Source organism: Aeromicrobium sp. (assembly GCF_050700635.1).
Lineage (GTDB): Bacteria > Actinomycetota > Actinomycetes > Propionibacteriales > Nocardioidaceae > Aeromicrobium.
In genome coordinates, this window is sequence record NZ_JBOHDT010000135.1 from 1 (window position 1) to 15,933 (window position 15,933).

Here is a 15,933-nt window from a genome sequence, read left to right on the forward strand (position 1 = left end):
ACAACATCGTGCGGGCGACACAGGCCTACCACACGAAGAGCCGCGGCTGGTGCGACATCGGCTACAACTTCCTGGTCGACAAGTACGGACAGATCTTCGAAGGCCGCAAGGGCGGCATCGACAAGCCGGTCCGGGGCGCACACGCGGGTAACGGTCCGGTCAACGAGGAGACGATGGGTGTCTCTCTCATGGGCACGTTCACGTCCACCTCGCCGTCGTCGGCGATGAAGACCGCGACCACCAACCTGGTGAGCTGGAGGTTCGACGACTACAACCGTCCCGCCAAGGGCACGTACTCGCTCGGCGGCAAGACGCTCAACCGCATCGCCGGCCACCGCAACGTCGTGTCCACGGCGTGCCCAGGGAACAAGGTCTACTCGTGGCTGTCGGCCAGCGGGGGACTGCGCGACCGCGTCCAGAACCGCCTCGCAAGCAGTAGTAGCAGCAGTGGATCCACGAGCTACGCCGTGCCCACCGGTCTTCGGTCGACCGCCAAGTCGACGACGTCGCTGACCTTCGGCTGGTCCGCGGTCGAAGACGCACCGCGCTACCGGATCCGTCTGTCGACGTCCTCGTCGATGGCCGGCTCCACGTACCACCGCTTCTACGGCACGTCGGGCAAGATCTCGGGTCTCAAGCCGGGCACGAAGTACTACGCGATGATCCGCACGATCAAGGACGACGGCACGAACATGTCCGACTACTCCTCGGCGGTGTCCGCGACGACCGCGACAACATCCAGCAGCATGGTCCCGACCGGACTGAAGTCCACGGACCAGACCTCCTCGTCACTGAAGTTCGCCTGGAGCGAGGTGAGCGGCGCACCCGCGTACCGGATCCGTCTGTCGACGTCCTCGACGATGTCGAACGCGACTGCCGCGCCTTCGGTCGGACTGGACGAGAGGTTCTCCGGCCTCAAGCCGGGCACCAAGTACTACGCCCAGGTCCGCTCCGTCAACGCTGATGGCACGAGTCTCTCCGGCTACTCGTCGGCTGTGTCGGCGACGACCGACTCGAGCAGCACGACCAGCTCGAGCGCAACGGCAACGGAAGCCATGTCGTCCACGGTGTCCACGTCGTCCGGGGCGGTGTCGGTCCCGTCGGACAAGTCCTTCACGTTCAGGGGCCACGGCTACGGCCACGGCATCGGCATGAGCCAGTACGGCGCCGAGGGTGCCGCACGGCAGGGCAAGAAGTACACGACGATCCTCGGCCACTACTACCCGGGCACGACCATCGGTTCGAAGACCGGCAACATCCGGGTGCTGATCACCGGCGACTCGACCAGCTCGGTGATGATCGAGGGCCGTCGCGGCGTCAAACTGGACATCCTTTCCGGCAACACCTACAGCCTCCCCGACAGCATCGGTGGCCGGGACGTCGCCAGATGGAGCATCGAACCCGCATCGGGCGGCAAGTCCACCCTGAAGTACCGCACCGGCAGCACCTGGCACACCTACAAGAGCATGACGTGGACCGGATCCGCCCAGTTCGAGGCCTCGTCGATGGAGCTCGTGCTGCCGGGCACGGACCGCGTGTACCGATCCGCGCTGCGCTCGTCGAATCGCAACACGGTCAACGTGCTGTCGATCGACAACTACACGCGCGGCGTCGTGGCGCGAGAGGTGCCGTCGTCGTGGCACTCCGAGACGCTCAAGGCACAGTCGGTCGCCGCGCGCACCTACGGTGCCCGCGCGATCACCTCGAGCCGGTACTACGACATCTGCGATACCACGTCCTGCCAGGTGTACGGCGGCGCCGGCGCCGAGACGTCCGCGACTGACCGCGCCGTCGCGGCCACGGCCGGCAAGATCCTGAGGTACGGCGGCAAGGCGGCCTTCACGCAGTTCTCCTCGTCGTCGGGCGGCTACACGTCACCGGGCAGCCAGTCGTACCTCAAGGCGGTCAGGGACTCGTGGGACGACTGGTCGGGCAACGCGAACCACTACTGGACGAAGTCGGTGTCGGCGTCCACGATCCAGCGGAAGTACTCGTCCATCGGGACGCTCAAGTCGCTGCGCGTCACCAAGCGCAACGGTTACGGCGCCTGGAACGGGCGCGTCACGTCGCTGGAGCTCAGAGGCTCGAAGAGCACCAAGACGATCAGCGGCAACGACGCGCGCTGGGCGTTCGGCCTCCGGTCAAACTGGTTCACCTTCTGAGGGTCCCGACGCCCGTGGATCTGGGATACTCAGCGGCATGAGAGCGCTGCTGACGTCGTTGGCCATCTCGGCAGCTGCCAACGTGTTCTCGCTTGCCGCCGCGGCCTGGCTGTTCGACGGGTTCGACATCCGGTTCTGGTGGTTCGTGGTCGCGGTCGTGCTCTTCACCGTCCTCACGGTGACGCTCCGCGAGGTCGTGGTCGGCACCGTCGACCGGTTTGTGCGTGGCTACACGATCGTGGGCGGGCTCGTGCTCACGTTCGTGGCGCTCTGGGTGACCGACCTGGTCGTGCCACGCCATGGGTTCGCCATCGACGGCACCTGGACGTGGATCGGCGTCACGGCCATCGTGTGGGCGGCCGGCGTCGCCTACGGGGAGGTCGACAAGAAGGCTCCTGCCGACGCACCCCCCGTCGGCCAGTCGTTGCCCTGACCCTCGGTGGTTGAGTAGCCGCGAGGAACGAGCGGCTGGGGGCACCTCCCGCGGGCCTGCCCGTGGGGGAATCGAAACCACTTGGTGCGCGAGCCTGTTCACTCACCAGGTCTCGATACGCCGGACGCCTTCGGCGTAACACACTCGACCCGCGTCGACGTTCGGTCGGGGCCGGCCTCAGCCGACGACGTCGGCGATGACGGCACCGGCACCGACGGTCTCGCCGACCTTGGCCGCGAGGTTGCTGATCGTGCCCGACTTGTGGGCGTTGATCGGCTGCTCCATCTTCATGGCCTCGATGACGATGATCTGGTCGCCCTCGGCGACCTCCTGACCGTCCTCGACCGCGATCTTCACGACTGTGCCCTGCATCGGTGACGTGAGCGAGTCGCCGCTCGCCGCAGCGCCGCCACCGCCACCACCCTTGCGCTTGGGCTTCTTGGCACCGGCCACTGCGGTCGACGCTCCAAGGCCGCCTGGGAGAACGACCTCGACTCGCTTGCCGCCGACCTCGACCACGACGCGTTCGCGCTCGACGGGCTCGTCGGGTTGGTCCGTCGAGCCCCCATACGGTTCGAGCTGGTTGTCGTAGTCGGTCTCGATCCAGCTGGTGTACACGGTGAAGTCACCATCGGTGGCTGTGTAGGCGGGGTCGTCGACCACCGACCGGTGGAACGGGATGACCGTCGGCATCCCCTCGACCTCGAACTCGTCGAGGGCGCGGCGCGAGCGCTCGAGAGCCTGCTCACGGGTGGTGCCGGTGACGATGAGCTTGGCGACGAGGGAGTCGAAGGCTCCCGGGATGGTCTCGCCCTCGGTATAGCCGGCGTCGACGCGGACGCCAGGGCCGGACGGCGGGTACCAGCGCGTCAGGGTGCCAGGGGCAGGCAGGAATCCGCGTCCGCCGTCCTCGGCGTTGATACGGAACTCGATGGAGTGCCCGGAGATCTCCGGATCGTCGTATCCGAGCTCCTCACCTGCGGCGATGCGGAACATCTCGCGCACGAGGTCGATGCCGGTGACCTCTTCGGAGACCGGGTGCTCGACCTGCAGCCTGGTGTTGACCTCGAGGAAGCTGATGGTGCCGTCGAGGCCGACGAGGAACTCGCACGTGCCGGCGCCGACGTAGCCGGCTTCCTTCAGGATCGCCTTGCTGGCGTTGTACAGGGTCTTGATCTGCTCGTCGGACAGGAACGGCGCCGGGGCCTCCTCGACCAGCTTCTGGTGGCGACGCTGCAGTGAGCAGTCGCGGGTGGAGACGACGACGACGTTGCCGTGGGTGTCGGCCAGGCACTGGGTCTCGACGTGGCGGGGTTGGTCGAGGTAGCGCTCCACGAAGCACTCGCCCCGACCGAACGCGCTGACGGCCTCACGGACGGCCGAGTCGAAGAGCTCGGCGACCTCTTCCTCCCTGCGGGCGACCTTGAGGCCGCGGCCGCCGCCACCGAACGCCGCCTTGATGGCGATGGGCAGCCCGTGCTCCTTGGCGAAAGCCATGACTTCGTCGGCGTCCTTGACCGGATCCTTGGTGCCGGGCACGAGCGGTGCGCCGACGGCTTGGGCGATGTGGCGGGCCTTGACCTTGTCGCCGAGGTTGCCGATGGCCTCCGGGCCAGGGCCGATCCAGACGAGATCGGCGTCGAGGACGGCCTGGGCGAAGCCGGCGTTCTCGGCCAGGAAGCCGTAGCCGGGGTGGATGCTGTCGGCGCCGCTCTTCTTCGCGATTGCGATGATCTTCTCGATCGAGAGATAGGAGTCGCCGGGGGTGGAGCCCTCGAGTGAGTAGGCCTCGTCGGCCAGATGGACGAACAGCGCGTCGCGGTCGGGCTCGGCGTACACCGCCACGCTGGCGATGCCGGAGTCCTTGCACGCGCGGATGATCCGCACGGCGATCTCACCGCGGTTCGCGATCAGGACCTTCTTGAGGGGCTGGCTCACTGACGGGTCTCCTCATGTCGACAGGCGTCCCGAGTCTAGGACAGCGCCGCCGGAGCATCGTCTCCGACCTTGGCCGAACTCGGCGCACGAGGGGGGCAGCAGCCGTAGATTCGTCGCAGAAGGAAGGCGGGTGGGTCATGGGTCGTCGAGGTCTCGTGCTGGTCGGCGTGCTGCTCGCCGCCGCTGGATGCACGCAGACCGAACGACGCGGGGATCCCCCCGCGCCGACCACCGAATACACGTCGGACCAAGGGATACAGATCACGGTCGATCAGCCACTCGCAAGGGCGGTGGTCGAGAGCCCGCTCGAGGTGAAGGGTCGTGCGCCCGGGACGTGGTCCTTCGAGGCGGACTTCCAGGTCGACGTCCTCGACGCAGAACGCCGCACCGTCGCCGAGGGATTCGCCACCATGCAGGGCGAATGGATGACCGAGGACGACGTCGACTTCGTGGGAACGGTCGAGTTCGAGCCGCCTGCATCCGCGAAGGGATTCGTGGTGCTGCGCAAGGCCAACCCGTCCGGGTTGCGGAAGAACGACGACTCGGTGGAGATCCCGGTTCGATTCGAGCCCTGACCTGACCGGATGGTTGCCGAAGGTTAACAAGCGTTAACATGAGCGCATGCAGCTGTCACGTGAGCACGAGTCCTTCCGCCGCACCGTCCGCGAGTTCGCCGAGGCGGAGATCGCTCCGCACGTCGCCAAGTGGGACCGCGACCACCACTTCCCGGTCGACGTCGTCCAGGCCATGGGCGAGCTCGGGCTGTTCGGCATCACCGCGCCCGAGGAGTACGGAGGCGCCGACGGCGACTTCACCAGCCTCTGCGTGGCGATCGAGGAGCTCGGCCGCGTCGACCAGTCGATCGGCATCACGCTCGAGGCGGCCGTCGGGCTCGGAATCAACCCGATCCTCACCTTCGGCACCGACGAGCAGAAACAGCGCTGGCTCCCCGACCTGGTCGCGGGACGCGCGCTCGCGGGCTTCGGTCTCACCGAGGCCGGTGCCGGCTCCGACGCCGGCGCCACACGCACCAAGGCCGTCCTCGACGCTGACGAGTGGGTCGTCGACGGTTCGAAACAGTTCATCACCAACTCCGGAACCGAGATCACGTCGCTGGTCACGGTGACCGCGCGCACTGGTGAGGACGCCGACGGCAAGGCCGAGATCTCCACCATCGTGATTCCGTCCGGCGCGTCGGGCTTCACTGTCGAACCGGCCTACGACAAGCTCGGCTGGCACATCTCCGACACCCATCCGCTGTCGTTCTCGGGTGTGCGGGTCCCGGCTGACCACCTGCTCGGTGACCGGGGCCGGGGTTTCGCCCAGTTCCTGGCGATCCTCGATGACGGTCGCGTGGCCATCGCGGCCCTTGCCGTCGGCTGCATCCAGGCCTGTCTCGACGCTTGCCTCACCTACGCCGGGGAGCGAGAGACGTTCGGCAAGCCCATCGGCGCCAAGCAGGGCGTCGCGTTCCAGATCTCCGACCTGAAGGTCATGCTGGAGGCCTCCCGCGCTCTCGTCTACCAGGCCGCAGCGCTCAAGGACGAGGGCGTCACGGGCTCGGCGTTCAAGCAGGCGGCCGCCATCGCCAAGCTGTACGCGACGGAGTCGGCGGTCACGGCCACCCGCATCGCCACGCAGGTGTTCGGTGGCTACGGCTTCATGGAGGAGTACCCGGTTGCGCGGTTCTACCGCGACGCGAAGATCCTCGAGATCGGCGAAGGCACGTCCGAGGTGCAGCGCATGGTCATCGCCCGCGGTCTCGGCCTCCCGGTCGAGTAGTCAGACGACCCAGAGGTCGGTCCAGCGGATCCCCAGGTCGCCGACGAGGTCGCGCAGGACCGGGAGGCTGATGCCGACCACCGTGTGGTGGTCACCCTCGATGCCGCGCACGAACGCGCCGCCGTAGCCGTCGATCGTGAAGGCACCGGCCACCTGCAGCGGCTCGCCGGTGGCCACGTAGGCATCGATCTCGGCGTCGGTGATGTCGGCGAAGTGCACGATCGTGGACGCCTGCTCGACGAACTCACGGTCGGCACGGCGCACGCAGTGCCCGGTGTGCAGCACGCCGGACTTGCCGCGCATCCGCCGCCAGCGCGCCACGGCCTCGCGCGCGTCGACCGGCTTGCCGAAGATCTCGCCCTCGAACGCCAGCACGGAGTCGCAGCCGATGACGAGAGCAGCCGGATCCTGCAGCCGCGCGTCGACAGCCCGGCACTTGAGCTGGGCGAGCGCCGCCGCGAGGTTCGCCGGATCGTGCGAGTCAATCTGGTCCTCGTCGACTCCGGACACCTCGACCTGCGGGTCGAGACCGGCCGTGCGCAGCGTCGATAGGCGTGCTGGCGAGGCGGACGCGAGGACGACCCTCATCGATGGCCCCCGGACTCGTACCTGGTTCGAACGACCTCGAGCCGCTGGTCACCGAGCAAGTCGTCGGCCAGCGCGGCCGGTCCGCCGACACCAGTCCACCGCGTGTCGATGTCGGTCGCGACGCACCATGCGTGGTCGGCCGGCCAGAGCAGGTTGGGGCTGTTCAGGTCGCGGGGGATGCCGTGGCCGTACGTCGCTGCACCCCACTGACCGGCGTCGGCCACGGGCCCGGTGAACAGTAGGTGCTCACGCCCGGCGACGGTCAGGCGTGGTCCGTCCATCACCTCCGGGGCGAATGCCGGTGGTGGTGGAGTCGGTGGCTTGGGCTTGGTGAAGACGCGACCCGGCCAGGCGGCGGGTCCGGCGGCGAACGAGAGGAATCCGACCGCCTCGCCACCGAGCAGGTCGCCGTAGCCGTCCCACAAAGCGTGGAAGCAGTCGTCCGGCGTCTCGGTGTGGCGGGCAAGAACGTCGACGAGTGCCGCGAGGAGGTCCTCCGGCAGGTGCCCCTCGATGCGATCCTGGCCGTCCTCGGTGTCGGTCCACGGATGCAGCACCCGCACATAGGCGTCGAAGCCGATCGGGCCGAGCGCGGGATCCGCGCTGGAGAGCCATTCGCCCGCACTGGCGTCGGACAGCGGTCGCAGGGACATGATCAGGCCCAGGCGGAGCGGCGCCACTGGTCGGGGCCGAACCGGTGGGGGGTGCGGGCGAGGCGCGCCGGGTGGCCCCACTCGCTGCGCGGACGCTTGACTGCGCGTGCGGCTGCGTGCGCGGCTGCCGCGTTGCGGGCAGCGACCACTGCCACCAGGGCCGCCAGCTCCTCAGGCGTCAGGTCGCCCTTGACCACCCGCAGCACGGGCTTGGCTTCCTCGTCGCTCACAGCGGGATGTTCCCGTGCTTCTTGGGCGGCAATGTCTCGCGCTTGGTGCGGAGCAACCGGAGGGCCTTGATGACTTCGGCACGGGTCTCGTTGGGCTCGATGACCGCGTCGACGTAGCCGCGCTCCGCCGCGAGGTACGGGTTGCAGAGGGTGTCCTCGTACTCGGTCATCAGCTCGGCGCGGCGTGCCTCCGGGTCGTCGGCCGCGGCAATGTCCTTGCGGTACAGGATGCCGACCGCGCCGGACGCACCGACCACGGCGATCTGGGCCGACGGCCACGCCAGGCTGAGGTCGGAGCCGAGGTGCTTGGAGCCCATGACGTCGTACGCGCCGCCGTAGGCCTTGCGGGTGATGACGGTGACGAGCGGCACCGTGGCCTCGGCGTAGGCGTAGATGAGCTTCGCACCGCGGCGGATGATGCCCTCCCACTCCTGCTCCGTGCCGGGCAGGAAGCCGGGGACGTCGACGAACGTCAGGACCGGGATGTTGAAGGCGTCGCAGGTGCGGACGAAGCGGGCGGCCTTCTCGGAGGCGTCGATGTCGAGGCAGCCGGCGAGCTGCATCGGCTGGTTGGCGACCACGCCGACGCTGCGACCCTCGACCCGGCCGTAGCCGATGACGATGTTGGGCGCGAACAGCGGCTGGACCTCGAGGAAGTCCTGGTCGTCGAGGATGGCCTCGATGACGGTCCGGATCTCGTAGGGCTGGTTGGCCGAGTCGGGGATGAGGGTGTCGAGCGCCATCGCGGTGTCGTCGGGCTCGAGATCGACAACCTCGTCATAGGGCTCCGGCTCCTCCATGTTGTTCTGCGGGAGGAACGACAGCAGAGCCTTGACGTACTCGATGGCGTCGTCCTCGTCGGAACCCATGTAGTGCGCGTTTCCGCTGCGGGTGTTGTGCGTACGTGCGCCGCCGAGCTCCTCCATCGTGACGTCCTCGCCGGTGACCGTCTTGATGATGTCGGGGCCGGTGATGAACATGTTCGACGTCTGGTCGACCATGATCGTGAAGTCGGTGATGGCGGGGGAGTACACGTGGCCGCCCGCGCAGGAGCCCATGATCAGGCTGATCTGCGGCACGACGCCCGAGGCATGCACATTGCGGGTGAAGATCTCGCCGTACAAGCCGAGCGAGACGACACCTTCCTGGATGCGGGCTCCGGCGCCTTCGTTGATGCCGATGATCGGACAGCCGCTCTTGATGGCGAGGTCCATGACCTTGACGATCTTCTCGCCGTAGACCTCGCCGAGGGCACCGCCGAAGATCGAGAAATCCTGGGCGAAGACGCACACCTGACGGCCGTCGATGGTGCCGTAGCCGGTGACGACGCCGTCGCCGATCGGCCGCTTCTTCTCCAGACCGAACGCGGTGCTGCGGTGACGGGCCAAGGCGTCGAGCTCGACGAACGAGCCCTCGTCGAGCAGGATCTCGATGCGCTCACGGGCGCTCTTGCGTCCGCGCGAGGCCGCCTTCTCGTGCGCCTCCTCGGCGTGCTCGACCTCGACCTCCAGACGCCGGCGCTGGAAGTCGGCCAGCTTGCCGGCCGTGGTGTGCAGCTCTGGATGCTCGGTGATCTCTTCGGACGCCTCGGTCATGGGGGTCAGCGTACTGACCGTGATCCGCGTCAGGTGTGTGAGGCTGGGGCCCATGACTCCGTCACCCTTTGGCCGCGGGCTCGACCGACCACCGCTCGACGGACGCGCCCTCCAGGCCGCGCTGGTCAGCGCCGGCGGCTTCTGGACCGACGTCGTCGTCACCGCGTCGACCGCCAGCACCAATGCCGACCTCGCCGAGGCCGCTCGAGCCGGAGCGGCCGAGGGAACGGTGCACACCACCGATCATCAGATCGCCGGCCGAGGGCGCCTCGACCGCACCTGGGACTCCCCGGAGGGCTCGGGCATCGCGGTCTCGGTGCTGCTCCGGCCGACGGACGTCGACGCCGCACGTTGGGTGTGGCTGCCGTTGCTCGTCGGGCTGGCAGTGGCCGCGACCGTCGAGGAGTGCGGCGTCGAGGCAGGCCTGAAATGGCCCAACGACGTCGAGGTCGACGGCCGCAAGATCGCCGGGATCCTTCTGGAGCGGGTCGACACGACGCTCGGTCCGGCCGCCGTGGTGGGCGTCGGTCTCAACGTCTCCATGCGCGCAGAGGAGCGGCCCGTCGAGACCGCCACGTCGTTGGTGCTCGAGGACGCCGCCGAGACCGACCGGACCGTCGTGCTGCGGTTGTTGCTGCGCAATCTCGAGGCGCTGTACCGAGCCTGGCGCGGCGCCGGCGGTGATCCATCGGCCGGAGTGCGCGAGTCCTACCTGCGTCGCTGCGTGTCGCTCGGCTCGCGCGTCAGCGTCGCGATGCCCGACGGCTCGACCCTGGAGGGTCGGGCCGACGACGTCGACGATCTCGGACGACTCGTCGTCGACGGCACCCCCGTCAGCGCTGGTGACATCACCCACGTCCGGCCCGCAGATTCGGGTTCGTGAGAAAATCGGCCCATGACCCTGTCTCGCAAGCTGATGATCGACGGTGAGCAGACCGTCATCACCACTCGCACGCACGTGAAGGTGCTGTTCATCCCCGTCATCATCCTGCTGGCCGTCGCCGCTGCTGGCGGCTACCTGGCCGCTCGGGTGGGCGACAGCGGCGACGGCATCCCGCGCTGGGGCGTCATCGTCGTGGCCGTCGTGCTGGCCATCCTGGGCGCGGTGATCCCGTTCCTCCGATGGTTCCTGTGGACCTACACGCTCACCAACAAGCGCATCGTGGAGCAGAAGGGCATCCTCACGCGCACCGGCCGCGTCATCCCGCTGAGCCGCATCAACGACGTCGCGTACGAGAAGAACCTCAACGACCGCATCCTCGGCTGCGGCACGCTGGTCGTCCACGACGCCAGCGAGCAGGCCGGTCTCGAGCTGCGCGACATCCCGCACATCGAAGCCCTCCACCGCACTGTCACCCGTCTGGTCGACGATGCGCACCGGACGAGTGATGAATCGATCTGAGCCCAACCACGAGCCGCCACGCGAGGAGCTCAGGGACGAGCTCGCCCGCCTGATCCTGGGTACCGACGCCGGCCTCACCGGCGAGGAGGTCGCCGCCAAGGGTGGTCTGAGCCGCGAACGTGGCGAGCGGCTGTGGCGCGCCCTGGGATTCCCGGACCTGGGCGACAGCCCCGCCTACAGCGAGGCCGACGTCGAGGCCATCTCCATCGTCGCCGCTGCGTTCGACCGCGGACTGCTCGACGAGGAGACGGTCTTCCGGATGACGCGCGCGCTCGGGCAGACCATGTCGAGGCTCGCCGACTGGCAGGTGGCCACGCTCGTCGAGCAGGTCGAGACGCACGTCGGCGAGGGCAAGGCGCCGAGCCGGCTCGAGGCCGCCGTGGAGCTGGCCCAGCGGGCCGGGCCGGGGTTCGAACGGCTCATGATCTACGCCTGGCGTCGCCATCTGGCTGCGGCCGCAGCCCGGATGGAGGCGCTCGGCGCCGCCGACGCCGAGCTGCTCTCCACCACGATGACCGTCGGCTTCGCCGACATGTCGCGGTTCACGGCACTCTCCAACGAGCTCGACGACGACAAGCTCGGCGCGCTGGTCGAGACGTTCGAGAACGAGTGCACCGACGTCGTCACCGAGCACGGCGGACGAGTCATCAAGGCGCTGGGCGATGCCACCCTGTTCGTGAACGCCGACGCCCGCAGCGCCACGATCACCGCGCTCGACCTCATCACCAGTGTCGGCTCGCACGGCGAGCTGCCGGCCATCCGCGTCGGGCTCGCCACCGGCTCGGTCCTCAGCCGTCTCGGCGACATCTTCGGCCCGCCGGTCAACCTGGCCGCGCGGCTCTCGCACGTCGCCCGCAGCAACCGCGTGATCGTCGACCATCCCACGGCTGACGCGCTCGACGCGGCCGAGTTCGACTGCCGCCGCATGCCCGCCCGTCACATTCGCGGCTTCGGTGAGCTGGCCCCGATCACGGTCAGCCGCCGCCGCGGGTTCCGCTCGCCCAAGGCCAAGCCGTGACCGGGGCACGAGCTGATCTGGCGGTGATCGGCGGTGGTCAGCTCGCCCGCATGATGCAGCAGGCGGCCATCGGTCTCGGGGTCCGCATCCGGCTGCTCGCGGAGGGGCCTGACGTCTCGGCGGCCCAGGTCATCCCCGACCACCGGGTCGGCGACCACACGAGTCTCGACGACCTGCGCGCGATCGCCGCGGACGTCCCGGTTGTCACGTTCGACCACGAGCATGTGCCGCCGGAGCACCTGCGGACGCTGGAGGCCGAAGGTCACGCCTGTCGCCCCGGTCCGCACGCGCTGCTGTTCGCGCAGGACAAGGGCGCCATGAGGACGCGGCTCAGCGAGCTCGGCGTCCCGTGCCCGCGTCACGGCCGCGTCTCCTCGCTCGCCGACCTCGAGGCGTTCGGCTTCCCGGCGGTCGTCAAGACCACCCGCGGCGGTTACGACGGCAAGGGTGTGTGGTTCCTGGAGTCGGCGGCCGATGCGGAGGAGGCCCTGGCGACCGGTCGCGATCTGCTGGCCGAGGAGCTCGTCGACTTCCGTCGCGAGCTGGCGGCGCTGGTCGCGCGGCGACCGTCCGGCGACATGGTCGTGTGGCCGGTCGTGGAGTCGCGTCAGGCCGACGGCATCTGCAAGGAGGTCTTGGCTCCGGCTCCCGATCTCGCCCCCCGGCTGGCCGACGAAGCCGCCGAGATCGCCCGCACGATCGCCACGTCCCTCGACGTCACCGGGGTGCTCGCCGTCGAGCTGTTCGAGACCACCGATGGCAGGCTCCTGGTCAACGAGCTCGCCATGCGCCCGCACAACACCGGCCACTGGACGATCGACGGAGCCCTCACCAGCCAGTTCGAGAACCACCTCCGCGCGGTGCTCGACCTCCCGCTCGGCCCTGCCGACGCCCTGACGCGATGGTCGGTGATGGTCAACATCCTCGGCGGCTCGGTCGACGACCTCGAGTCGCAGCTCGCCGTCGTGCTCGACGCCGTGCCGGACATCCGGGTCCACCTGTACGGCAAGGCGGTGAAGGCGGGCCGCAAGGTCGGCCATGTCACGGCCGTCGGTGACGATCTCACCGACACCCTCACGCGTGCCCGCTGGGCCGCAGATCTCCTCGAGAAGGGCACGAAGGATGACTGAGAACGCGCGCGTCGGAATCGTCATGGGGTCCGACTCGGACTGGCCGACGATGCAGGACGCGGCGGCCGCGCTCGGTGAGTTCGACGTCGCCTTCGAGACCGACGTCGTCTCCGCCCACCGCATGCCAGATGAGATGCTCGCCTACGGCCGCGCGGCTCATGGCCGCGGCCTGGAGGTGATCATCGCCGGCGCCGGAGGTGCGGCTCACCTCCCCGGCATGCTCGCGTCCGTCACGCCGCTGCCCGTCATCGGTGTTCCGGTGCCGCTCAAGAACCTCGACGGCATGGACTCGCTGCTCTCCATCGTGCAGATGCCGGCCGGCGTGCCGGTCGCCACGGTCTCGATCGGCGGCGCGCGCAACGCCGGCCTGCTCGCGGTACGCATCCTCGCCGCCGGCGACCCCGACCTCACCGCCCGGATGGTCGACTTCCAGCGCGAGCTCGCCGACGCCGCCCGCGCCAAGGGCGAGAAGCTCCGCAACCCCGGCGAGGCTGGCTTCCACTAGGGAGACGGCCCTGTGTCAGGGACCGGCCAGGTCCAGCTGGAGCACGACGACGGCGGTGCGCCATGGCAGGTCCGGGCTGACGCGCATCAGAGGTGGCGAGCCGGTGGCGCATGCCTGGTCGGGGAGCTCCAGTGCGGGACACGACAGGTTGCGCACTGCCTCACCGACGGCGACGACTGCGACGGGCAGGCTGCCGGGAACGTCGCTCGTCAGCGGCCTGATCGCGCCCAGTGCCACCCGCCGACATCCGGGTCGACGGAAAGGTGCTGTTCGAGAACGTCGCGAACGGCGAGTCGCTCACCCTCGTCGTGCCGGCCGACACGTACTCCGTCGACATCGTGCCGACCGGAAAGGACGGTCCAGCGGTGCTCGGGCCCGTGGATCTCGAGGTCAAGGCAGGCGGGCTGGACCGGGTGTTCGCAGTCGGCGACCCGACGAAGAAGACCATGAACGTCGCGGTCCACACGATCCGGACGGGCTCCAGCGGTTCGGACCGGCCGAAGAAGGTCGACACCGGGACCGGGGGACAGGCGGCGGGGTACCTGGCCCCGTTGGGTCTGAACATCTTCCGTTGAGAGCCATGTCCGCGATCGTCCGTGCCGTGTCGATCGCCGGACTTCTCATCGGTCTGATGGCGGGTTGCTCCCCGAGCGGCGAGTCGGTGGAGGCGGGCCCATCGGCGCCACCGGCCCGCGAGGGGCGCACGGCCGGCTCCGAGCGCGTCACCTTCGTCCCTGAGTGGATGGTGCTCCCGGGTGGCCACAGTGCCGCCGTCAAGCCGGCCAGCACGGTCGACGGCGAGCTGGTCGTACCCGAGAACGTCGACCATGTCGGCTGGTGGGACGGAAGTGCGTCGATCGGCGAACCGTACGGTTCGACCGTGATCGCCGGTCACGTGGACTCGGCGACCGGCGGCGTCGGCTACTTCGCCCGGCTGCTCTCGATCGAGAAAGGGGAACGCGTGACGGCGCGGTCGGGCGCGGGGCGGCTCACCTACCGCGTCGTGTCCGTGCGTTCGGTGGCCAAGAAGGCACTCGCGACGTCGAGCGCGGCCTTCGACCAGACCGGAGAGCACCGGTTGGTGCTGATCACCTGCACCGGGACGTTCCGGCCCGGTCGGGGCTACGACGACAACCTCGTCGTGATCGCCGAGCCCCTCGGCCTTGCGCGCTGGTGCCTCATCAAGCGTCGTGCGGACGACCGTGAGAGCATGACGCGATGTCCCTCCGCTCGGCCACGGGCAGACGCCCGGGCAAGATTCGCTTCGACGCCGAGACCCTCGAGCTCGCGGCGTGGACGCGCGAGCGCCTCGACATCATGGCGCTCGCAGCCGCCGATGCGATCTGGGCCGAGCTGCCGGCGTACCGGGAATCCGATCTCCACGGCGACGTCGCCGCCCACTGCGAGCGGATCTTCGGGGTCTTCGTCACGACCATCGAGGAGCAGCGGACCCCGTCGGTGGAGGACTTTCCCTGGACCGCCGCGCACGCGCTGCGGCGGGTCGAGAGCGGCATCTCGCTGATCGACTTCCTGCGGGCGTTCCGGATCGCCCAGCTGACGCTGTGGGAGCACATCCAGGACTACGTGCGCGAACACACCGGCGCGGGCGAGATGGCGCTCAGTCTGGTCACCCACGTCATGCACACGATCGAGGCGGGCAGCTCCGCCGCGGCCACGACCTACCTCGAGGCCCAGCAGTACGACCTTGCCGACCAGGAGCGCATCCACCGCGACCTGATCGACGACCTGCTCGACGGTCGTCGGCCCACGGTCGCGCCGCGCCTCACGAGCCTCGACGCCGCCGGACTCACCGACGACCAGCCGTTCATCGTCGTCACCGCCCGCTCGGCGGGCACGCTCAGCGACGACGAGCGTGAGCTGATGGCCGTCAAGGCGCGCAAGATGTTCGCGTTCGGCGCTGCCGGCATCTACGTCGTGCGACAGGTCGAGGTCATCGGTCTCGTTCCCTTGAATGGTTGTCCGGTCTCGGTCGCCGAGGCCAGGCTCGAACGGGTCGCCGAGGAGCTGCAGACGCGAGGCGTCGAGATGGCGGTCGGGCTCAGCACGCCGCACGTCCACCTCGACTCGACGCCGGATGCCTTCTCCGAGTCACAGCTGGCTTGCGAGAGCCTCGAAGGACGCCCCGGTGTCGCGTCGCTGTCGAGCCTGTCGACGCTCGACTACCTGGTGCGCCGTCCCGACGAGACCGTGCGCCGGCTGATCCGCCCGCAGGTCCGCAGCTTCCTCGTCGAGGACCTCGCCGGCGACGGCGTTTACAGTGAGTCCTTGCGGGCCTACGTTGAACACGACCTCAATGCGAAGGAAGCCGCCAAGTCTCTGCACGTGCACGTCAACACGATGTACTACCGCCTCGACCGCATCGCCACCCGCACCGGCTGCGACTTGCGCAAGGTCGACCAGGTCATCGAGCTGTTGCTCGCCGTGCGGATGCTGTCAGACACCGGCACCGCGTCCTGATCAGCTGACGAACGCACGA

The 15,933-nt window shown here is 68.9% G+C and carries 17 protein-coding genes and 1 pseudogene; 12 read left to right on the plus strand and 6 right to left on the minus strand.

All coding sequences use genetic code 11. The annotated features are described in order from the left end of the window. A partial coding sequence (locus tag ACRDPN_RS10515; protein ID WP_431447401.1) for a SpoIID/LytB domain-containing protein occupies positions 1–2,162 on the plus strand: 2,162 nt, incomplete at its 5' end. 37 nt (positions 2,163–2,199) lie between these two features. Then, positions 2,200–2,595, plus strand: coding sequence for a hypothetical protein (locus tag ACRDPN_RS10520; protein ID WP_431447402.1), 396 nt, complete (start codon positions 2,200–2,202; stop codon positions 2,593–2,595). 177 nt (positions 2,596–2,772) lie between these two features. On the opposite strand, the gene ACRDPN_RS10525 is transcribed toward ACRDPN_RS10520, so the two are convergent. Continuing rightward, positions 2,773–4,533: an acetyl/propionyl/methylcrotonyl-CoA carboxylase subunit alpha gene (locus ACRDPN_RS10525; protein ID WP_431447403.1), complete on the minus strand. Its 1,761-nt coding sequence runs from the start codon at positions 4,531–4,533 to the stop codon at positions 2,773–2,775. A 137-nt stretch (positions 4,534–4,670) separates the two neighbouring features. Here ACRDPN_RS10525 and ACRDPN_RS10530 point away from each other — a divergent pair, with 137 nt between their 5' ends. Both ACRDPN_RS10530 and ACRDPN_RS10535 read left to right on the plus strand, forming a co-directional pair. Then, the gene (locus ACRDPN_RS10530) at positions 4,671–5,108 is read left to right on the plus strand and encodes a Gmad2 immunoglobulin-like domain-containing protein (protein ID WP_431447404.1); all 438 of its coding nucleotides are present in this window, start codon (positions 4,671–4,673) and stop codon (positions 5,106–5,108) included. 46 nt (positions 5,109–5,154) lie between these two features. Then, positions 5,155–6,315, plus strand: coding sequence for an acyl-CoA dehydrogenase family protein (locus tag ACRDPN_RS10535; protein WP_431447405.1), 1,161 nt, complete (start codon positions 5,155–5,157; stop codon positions 6,313–6,315). Here the strand turns inward: ACRDPN_RS10535 and ACRDPN_RS10540 are convergent, their stop codons facing one another. The 4 genes from ACRDPN_RS10540 to ACRDPN_RS10555 are packed head-to-tail and all read right to left on the minus strand — an operon-like array spanning position 6,316 to position 9,381. Then, positions 6,316–6,903, minus strand: coding sequence for a Maf family protein (locus tag ACRDPN_RS10540; protein WP_431447406.1), 588 nt, complete (start codon positions 6,901–6,903; stop codon positions 6,316–6,318). Beyond that, entirely contained in the window at positions 6,900–7,556 is a 657-nt protein-coding gene (locus ACRDPN_RS10545; RefSeq protein ID WP_431447407.1) for a hypothetical protein, read from the minus strand. Before ACRDPN_RS10545 ends, ACRDPN_RS10540 begins: the two co-directional genes overlap by 4 nt. A gap of 2 nt (positions 7,557–7,558) precedes the next feature. After that, on the minus strand, positions 7,559–7,786 hold the full coding sequence (locus tag ACRDPN_RS10550) for an acyl-CoA carboxylase subunit epsilon (protein WP_431447408.1): 228 nt from the start codon (positions 7,784–7,786) through the stop codon (positions 7,559–7,561). Next, positions 7,783–9,381, minus strand: a complete 1,599-nt coding sequence (locus ACRDPN_RS10555; protein ID WP_431447409.1) for an acyl-CoA carboxylase subunit beta — start codon at positions 9,379–9,381, stop codon at positions 7,783–7,785. The genes ACRDPN_RS10550 and ACRDPN_RS10555 overlap by 4 nt, the downstream gene beginning before the upstream one ends. 52 nt (positions 9,382–9,433) lie before the next feature. Here ACRDPN_RS10555 and ACRDPN_RS10560 point away from each other — a divergent pair, with 52 nt between their 5' ends. From ACRDPN_RS10560 to purE, 5 genes are read left to right on the plus strand one after another with little or no spacing between them, the layout of a single operon-like run. Then, positions 9,434–10,264, plus strand: coding sequence for a biotin--[acetyl-CoA-carboxylase] ligase (locus tag ACRDPN_RS10560; protein WP_431447410.1), 831 nt, complete (start codon positions 9,434–9,436; stop codon positions 10,262–10,264). A gap of 12 nt (positions 10,265–10,276) precedes the next feature. Further along, a complete protein-coding gene (locus tag ACRDPN_RS10565; RefSeq protein WP_431447411.1) occupies positions 10,277–10,783 on the plus strand; it encodes a PH domain-containing protein in 507 nt (168 codons plus the stop codon). Beyond that, complete coding sequence (locus ACRDPN_RS10570) at positions 10,770–11,801, plus strand: adenylate/guanylate cyclase domain-containing protein (protein ID WP_431447412.1); 1,032 nt, start codon at positions 10,770–10,772, stop codon at positions 11,799–11,801. The genes ACRDPN_RS10565 and ACRDPN_RS10570 overlap by 14 nt, the downstream gene beginning before the upstream one ends. After that, positions 11,798–12,931 carry a 5-(carboxyamino)imidazole ribonucleotide synthase gene (locus ACRDPN_RS10575; protein WP_431447413.1) on the plus strand — a complete coding sequence of 378 codons (1,134 nt, stop codon included), beginning with the start codon at positions 11,798–11,800 and terminating at the stop codon, positions 12,929–12,931. Before ACRDPN_RS10570 ends, ACRDPN_RS10575 begins: the two co-directional genes overlap by 4 nt. Next, positions 12,840–13,436 carry a 5-(carboxyamino)imidazole ribonucleotide mutase gene (purE, locus tag ACRDPN_RS10580; protein WP_431447414.1) on the plus strand — a complete coding sequence of 199 codons (597 nt, stop codon included), beginning with the start codon at positions 12,840–12,842 and terminating at the stop codon, positions 13,434–13,436. Before ACRDPN_RS10575 ends, purE begins: the two co-directional genes overlap by 92 nt. A 15-nt stretch (positions 13,437–13,451) precedes the next feature. Here the strand turns inward: purE and ACRDPN_RS10585 are convergent, their stop codons facing one another. After that, positions 13,452–13,673 (minus strand): hypothetical protein, encoded by a 222-nt coding sequence (locus tag ACRDPN_RS10585; RefSeq protein WP_431447415.1) that lies wholly within the window; start codon positions 13,671–13,673, stop codon positions 13,452–13,454. On the opposite strand from ACRDPN_RS10585, the gene ACRDPN_RS10590 reads away from it, so the two are divergent. The 3 genes and pseudogenes from ACRDPN_RS10590 (at position 13,667) to ACRDPN_RS10600 (ending at position 15,914) form a co-directional block, all read left to right on the plus strand. After that, complete coding sequence (locus ACRDPN_RS10590; RefSeq protein WP_431447416.1) at positions 13,667–14,011, plus strand: hypothetical protein; 345 nt, start codon at positions 13,667–13,669, stop codon at positions 14,009–14,011. The two genes, ACRDPN_RS10585 and ACRDPN_RS10590, sit on opposite strands and share 7 nt — an antisense overlap. Before the next feature lie 167 nt (positions 14,012–14,178). Continuing rightward, positions 14,179–14,580: pseudogene (locus ACRDPN_RS10595) on the plus strand (class F sortase); the annotation flags it as partial. A 74-nt stretch (positions 14,581–14,654) separates the two neighbouring features. Further along, entirely contained in the window at positions 14,655–15,914 is a 1,260-nt protein-coding gene (locus ACRDPN_RS10600; RefSeq protein WP_431447417.1) for a PucR family transcriptional regulator, read from the plus strand. The last annotated feature ends 19 nt before the right edge of the window (positions 15,915–15,933 follow it).

What these genes read in the sequence shown, in the direction of transcription:
- ACRDPN_RS10520 (WP_431447402.1), top strand. Translation starts at nt 2,200, where the DNA reads ATGAGAGCGCTGCTGACGTCGTTGGCCATCTCGGCAGCTGCCAACGTG.
- ACRDPN_RS10530 (WP_431447404.1), top strand. Translation starts at nt 4,671, where the DNA reads ATGGGTCGTCGAGGTCTCGTGCTGGTCGGCGTGCTGCTCGCCGCCGCT.
- ACRDPN_RS10535 (WP_431447405.1), top strand. Translation starts at nt 5,155, where the DNA reads ATGCAGCTGTCACGTGAGCACGAGTCCTTCCGCCGCACCGTCCGCGAG.
- ACRDPN_RS10540 (WP_431447406.1), bottom strand. Translation starts at nt 6,903, where the DNA reads ATGAGGGTCGTCCTCGCGTCCGCCTCGCCAGCACGCCTATCGACGCTG.
- ACRDPN_RS10545 (WP_431447407.1), bottom strand. Translation starts at nt 7,556, where the DNA reads ATGTCCCTGCGACCGCTGTCCGACGCCAGTGCGGGCGAATGGCTCTCC.
- ACRDPN_RS10555 (WP_431447409.1), bottom strand. Translation starts at nt 9,381, where the DNA reads ATGACCGAGGCGTCCGAAGAGATCACCGAGCATCCAGAGCTGCACACC.
- ACRDPN_RS10560 (WP_431447410.1), top strand. Translation starts at nt 9,434, where the DNA reads ATGACTCCGTCACCCTTTGGCCGCGGGCTCGACCGACCACCGCTCGAC.
- ACRDPN_RS10565 (WP_431447411.1), top strand. Translation starts at nt 10,277, where the DNA reads ATGACCCTGTCTCGCAAGCTGATGATCGACGGTGAGCAGACCGTCATC.
- ACRDPN_RS10570 (WP_431447412.1), top strand. Translation starts at nt 10,770, where the DNA reads ATGAATCGATCTGAGCCCAACCACGAGCCGCCACGCGAGGAGCTCAGG.
- purE (WP_431447414.1), top strand. Translation starts at nt 12,840, where the DNA reads ATGTCACGGCCGTCGGTGACGATCTCACCGACACCCTCACGCGTGCCC.
- ACRDPN_RS10600 (WP_431447417.1), top strand. Translation starts at nt 14,655, where the DNA reads ATGTCCCTCCGCTCGGCCACGGGCAGACGCCCGGGCAAGATTCGCTTC.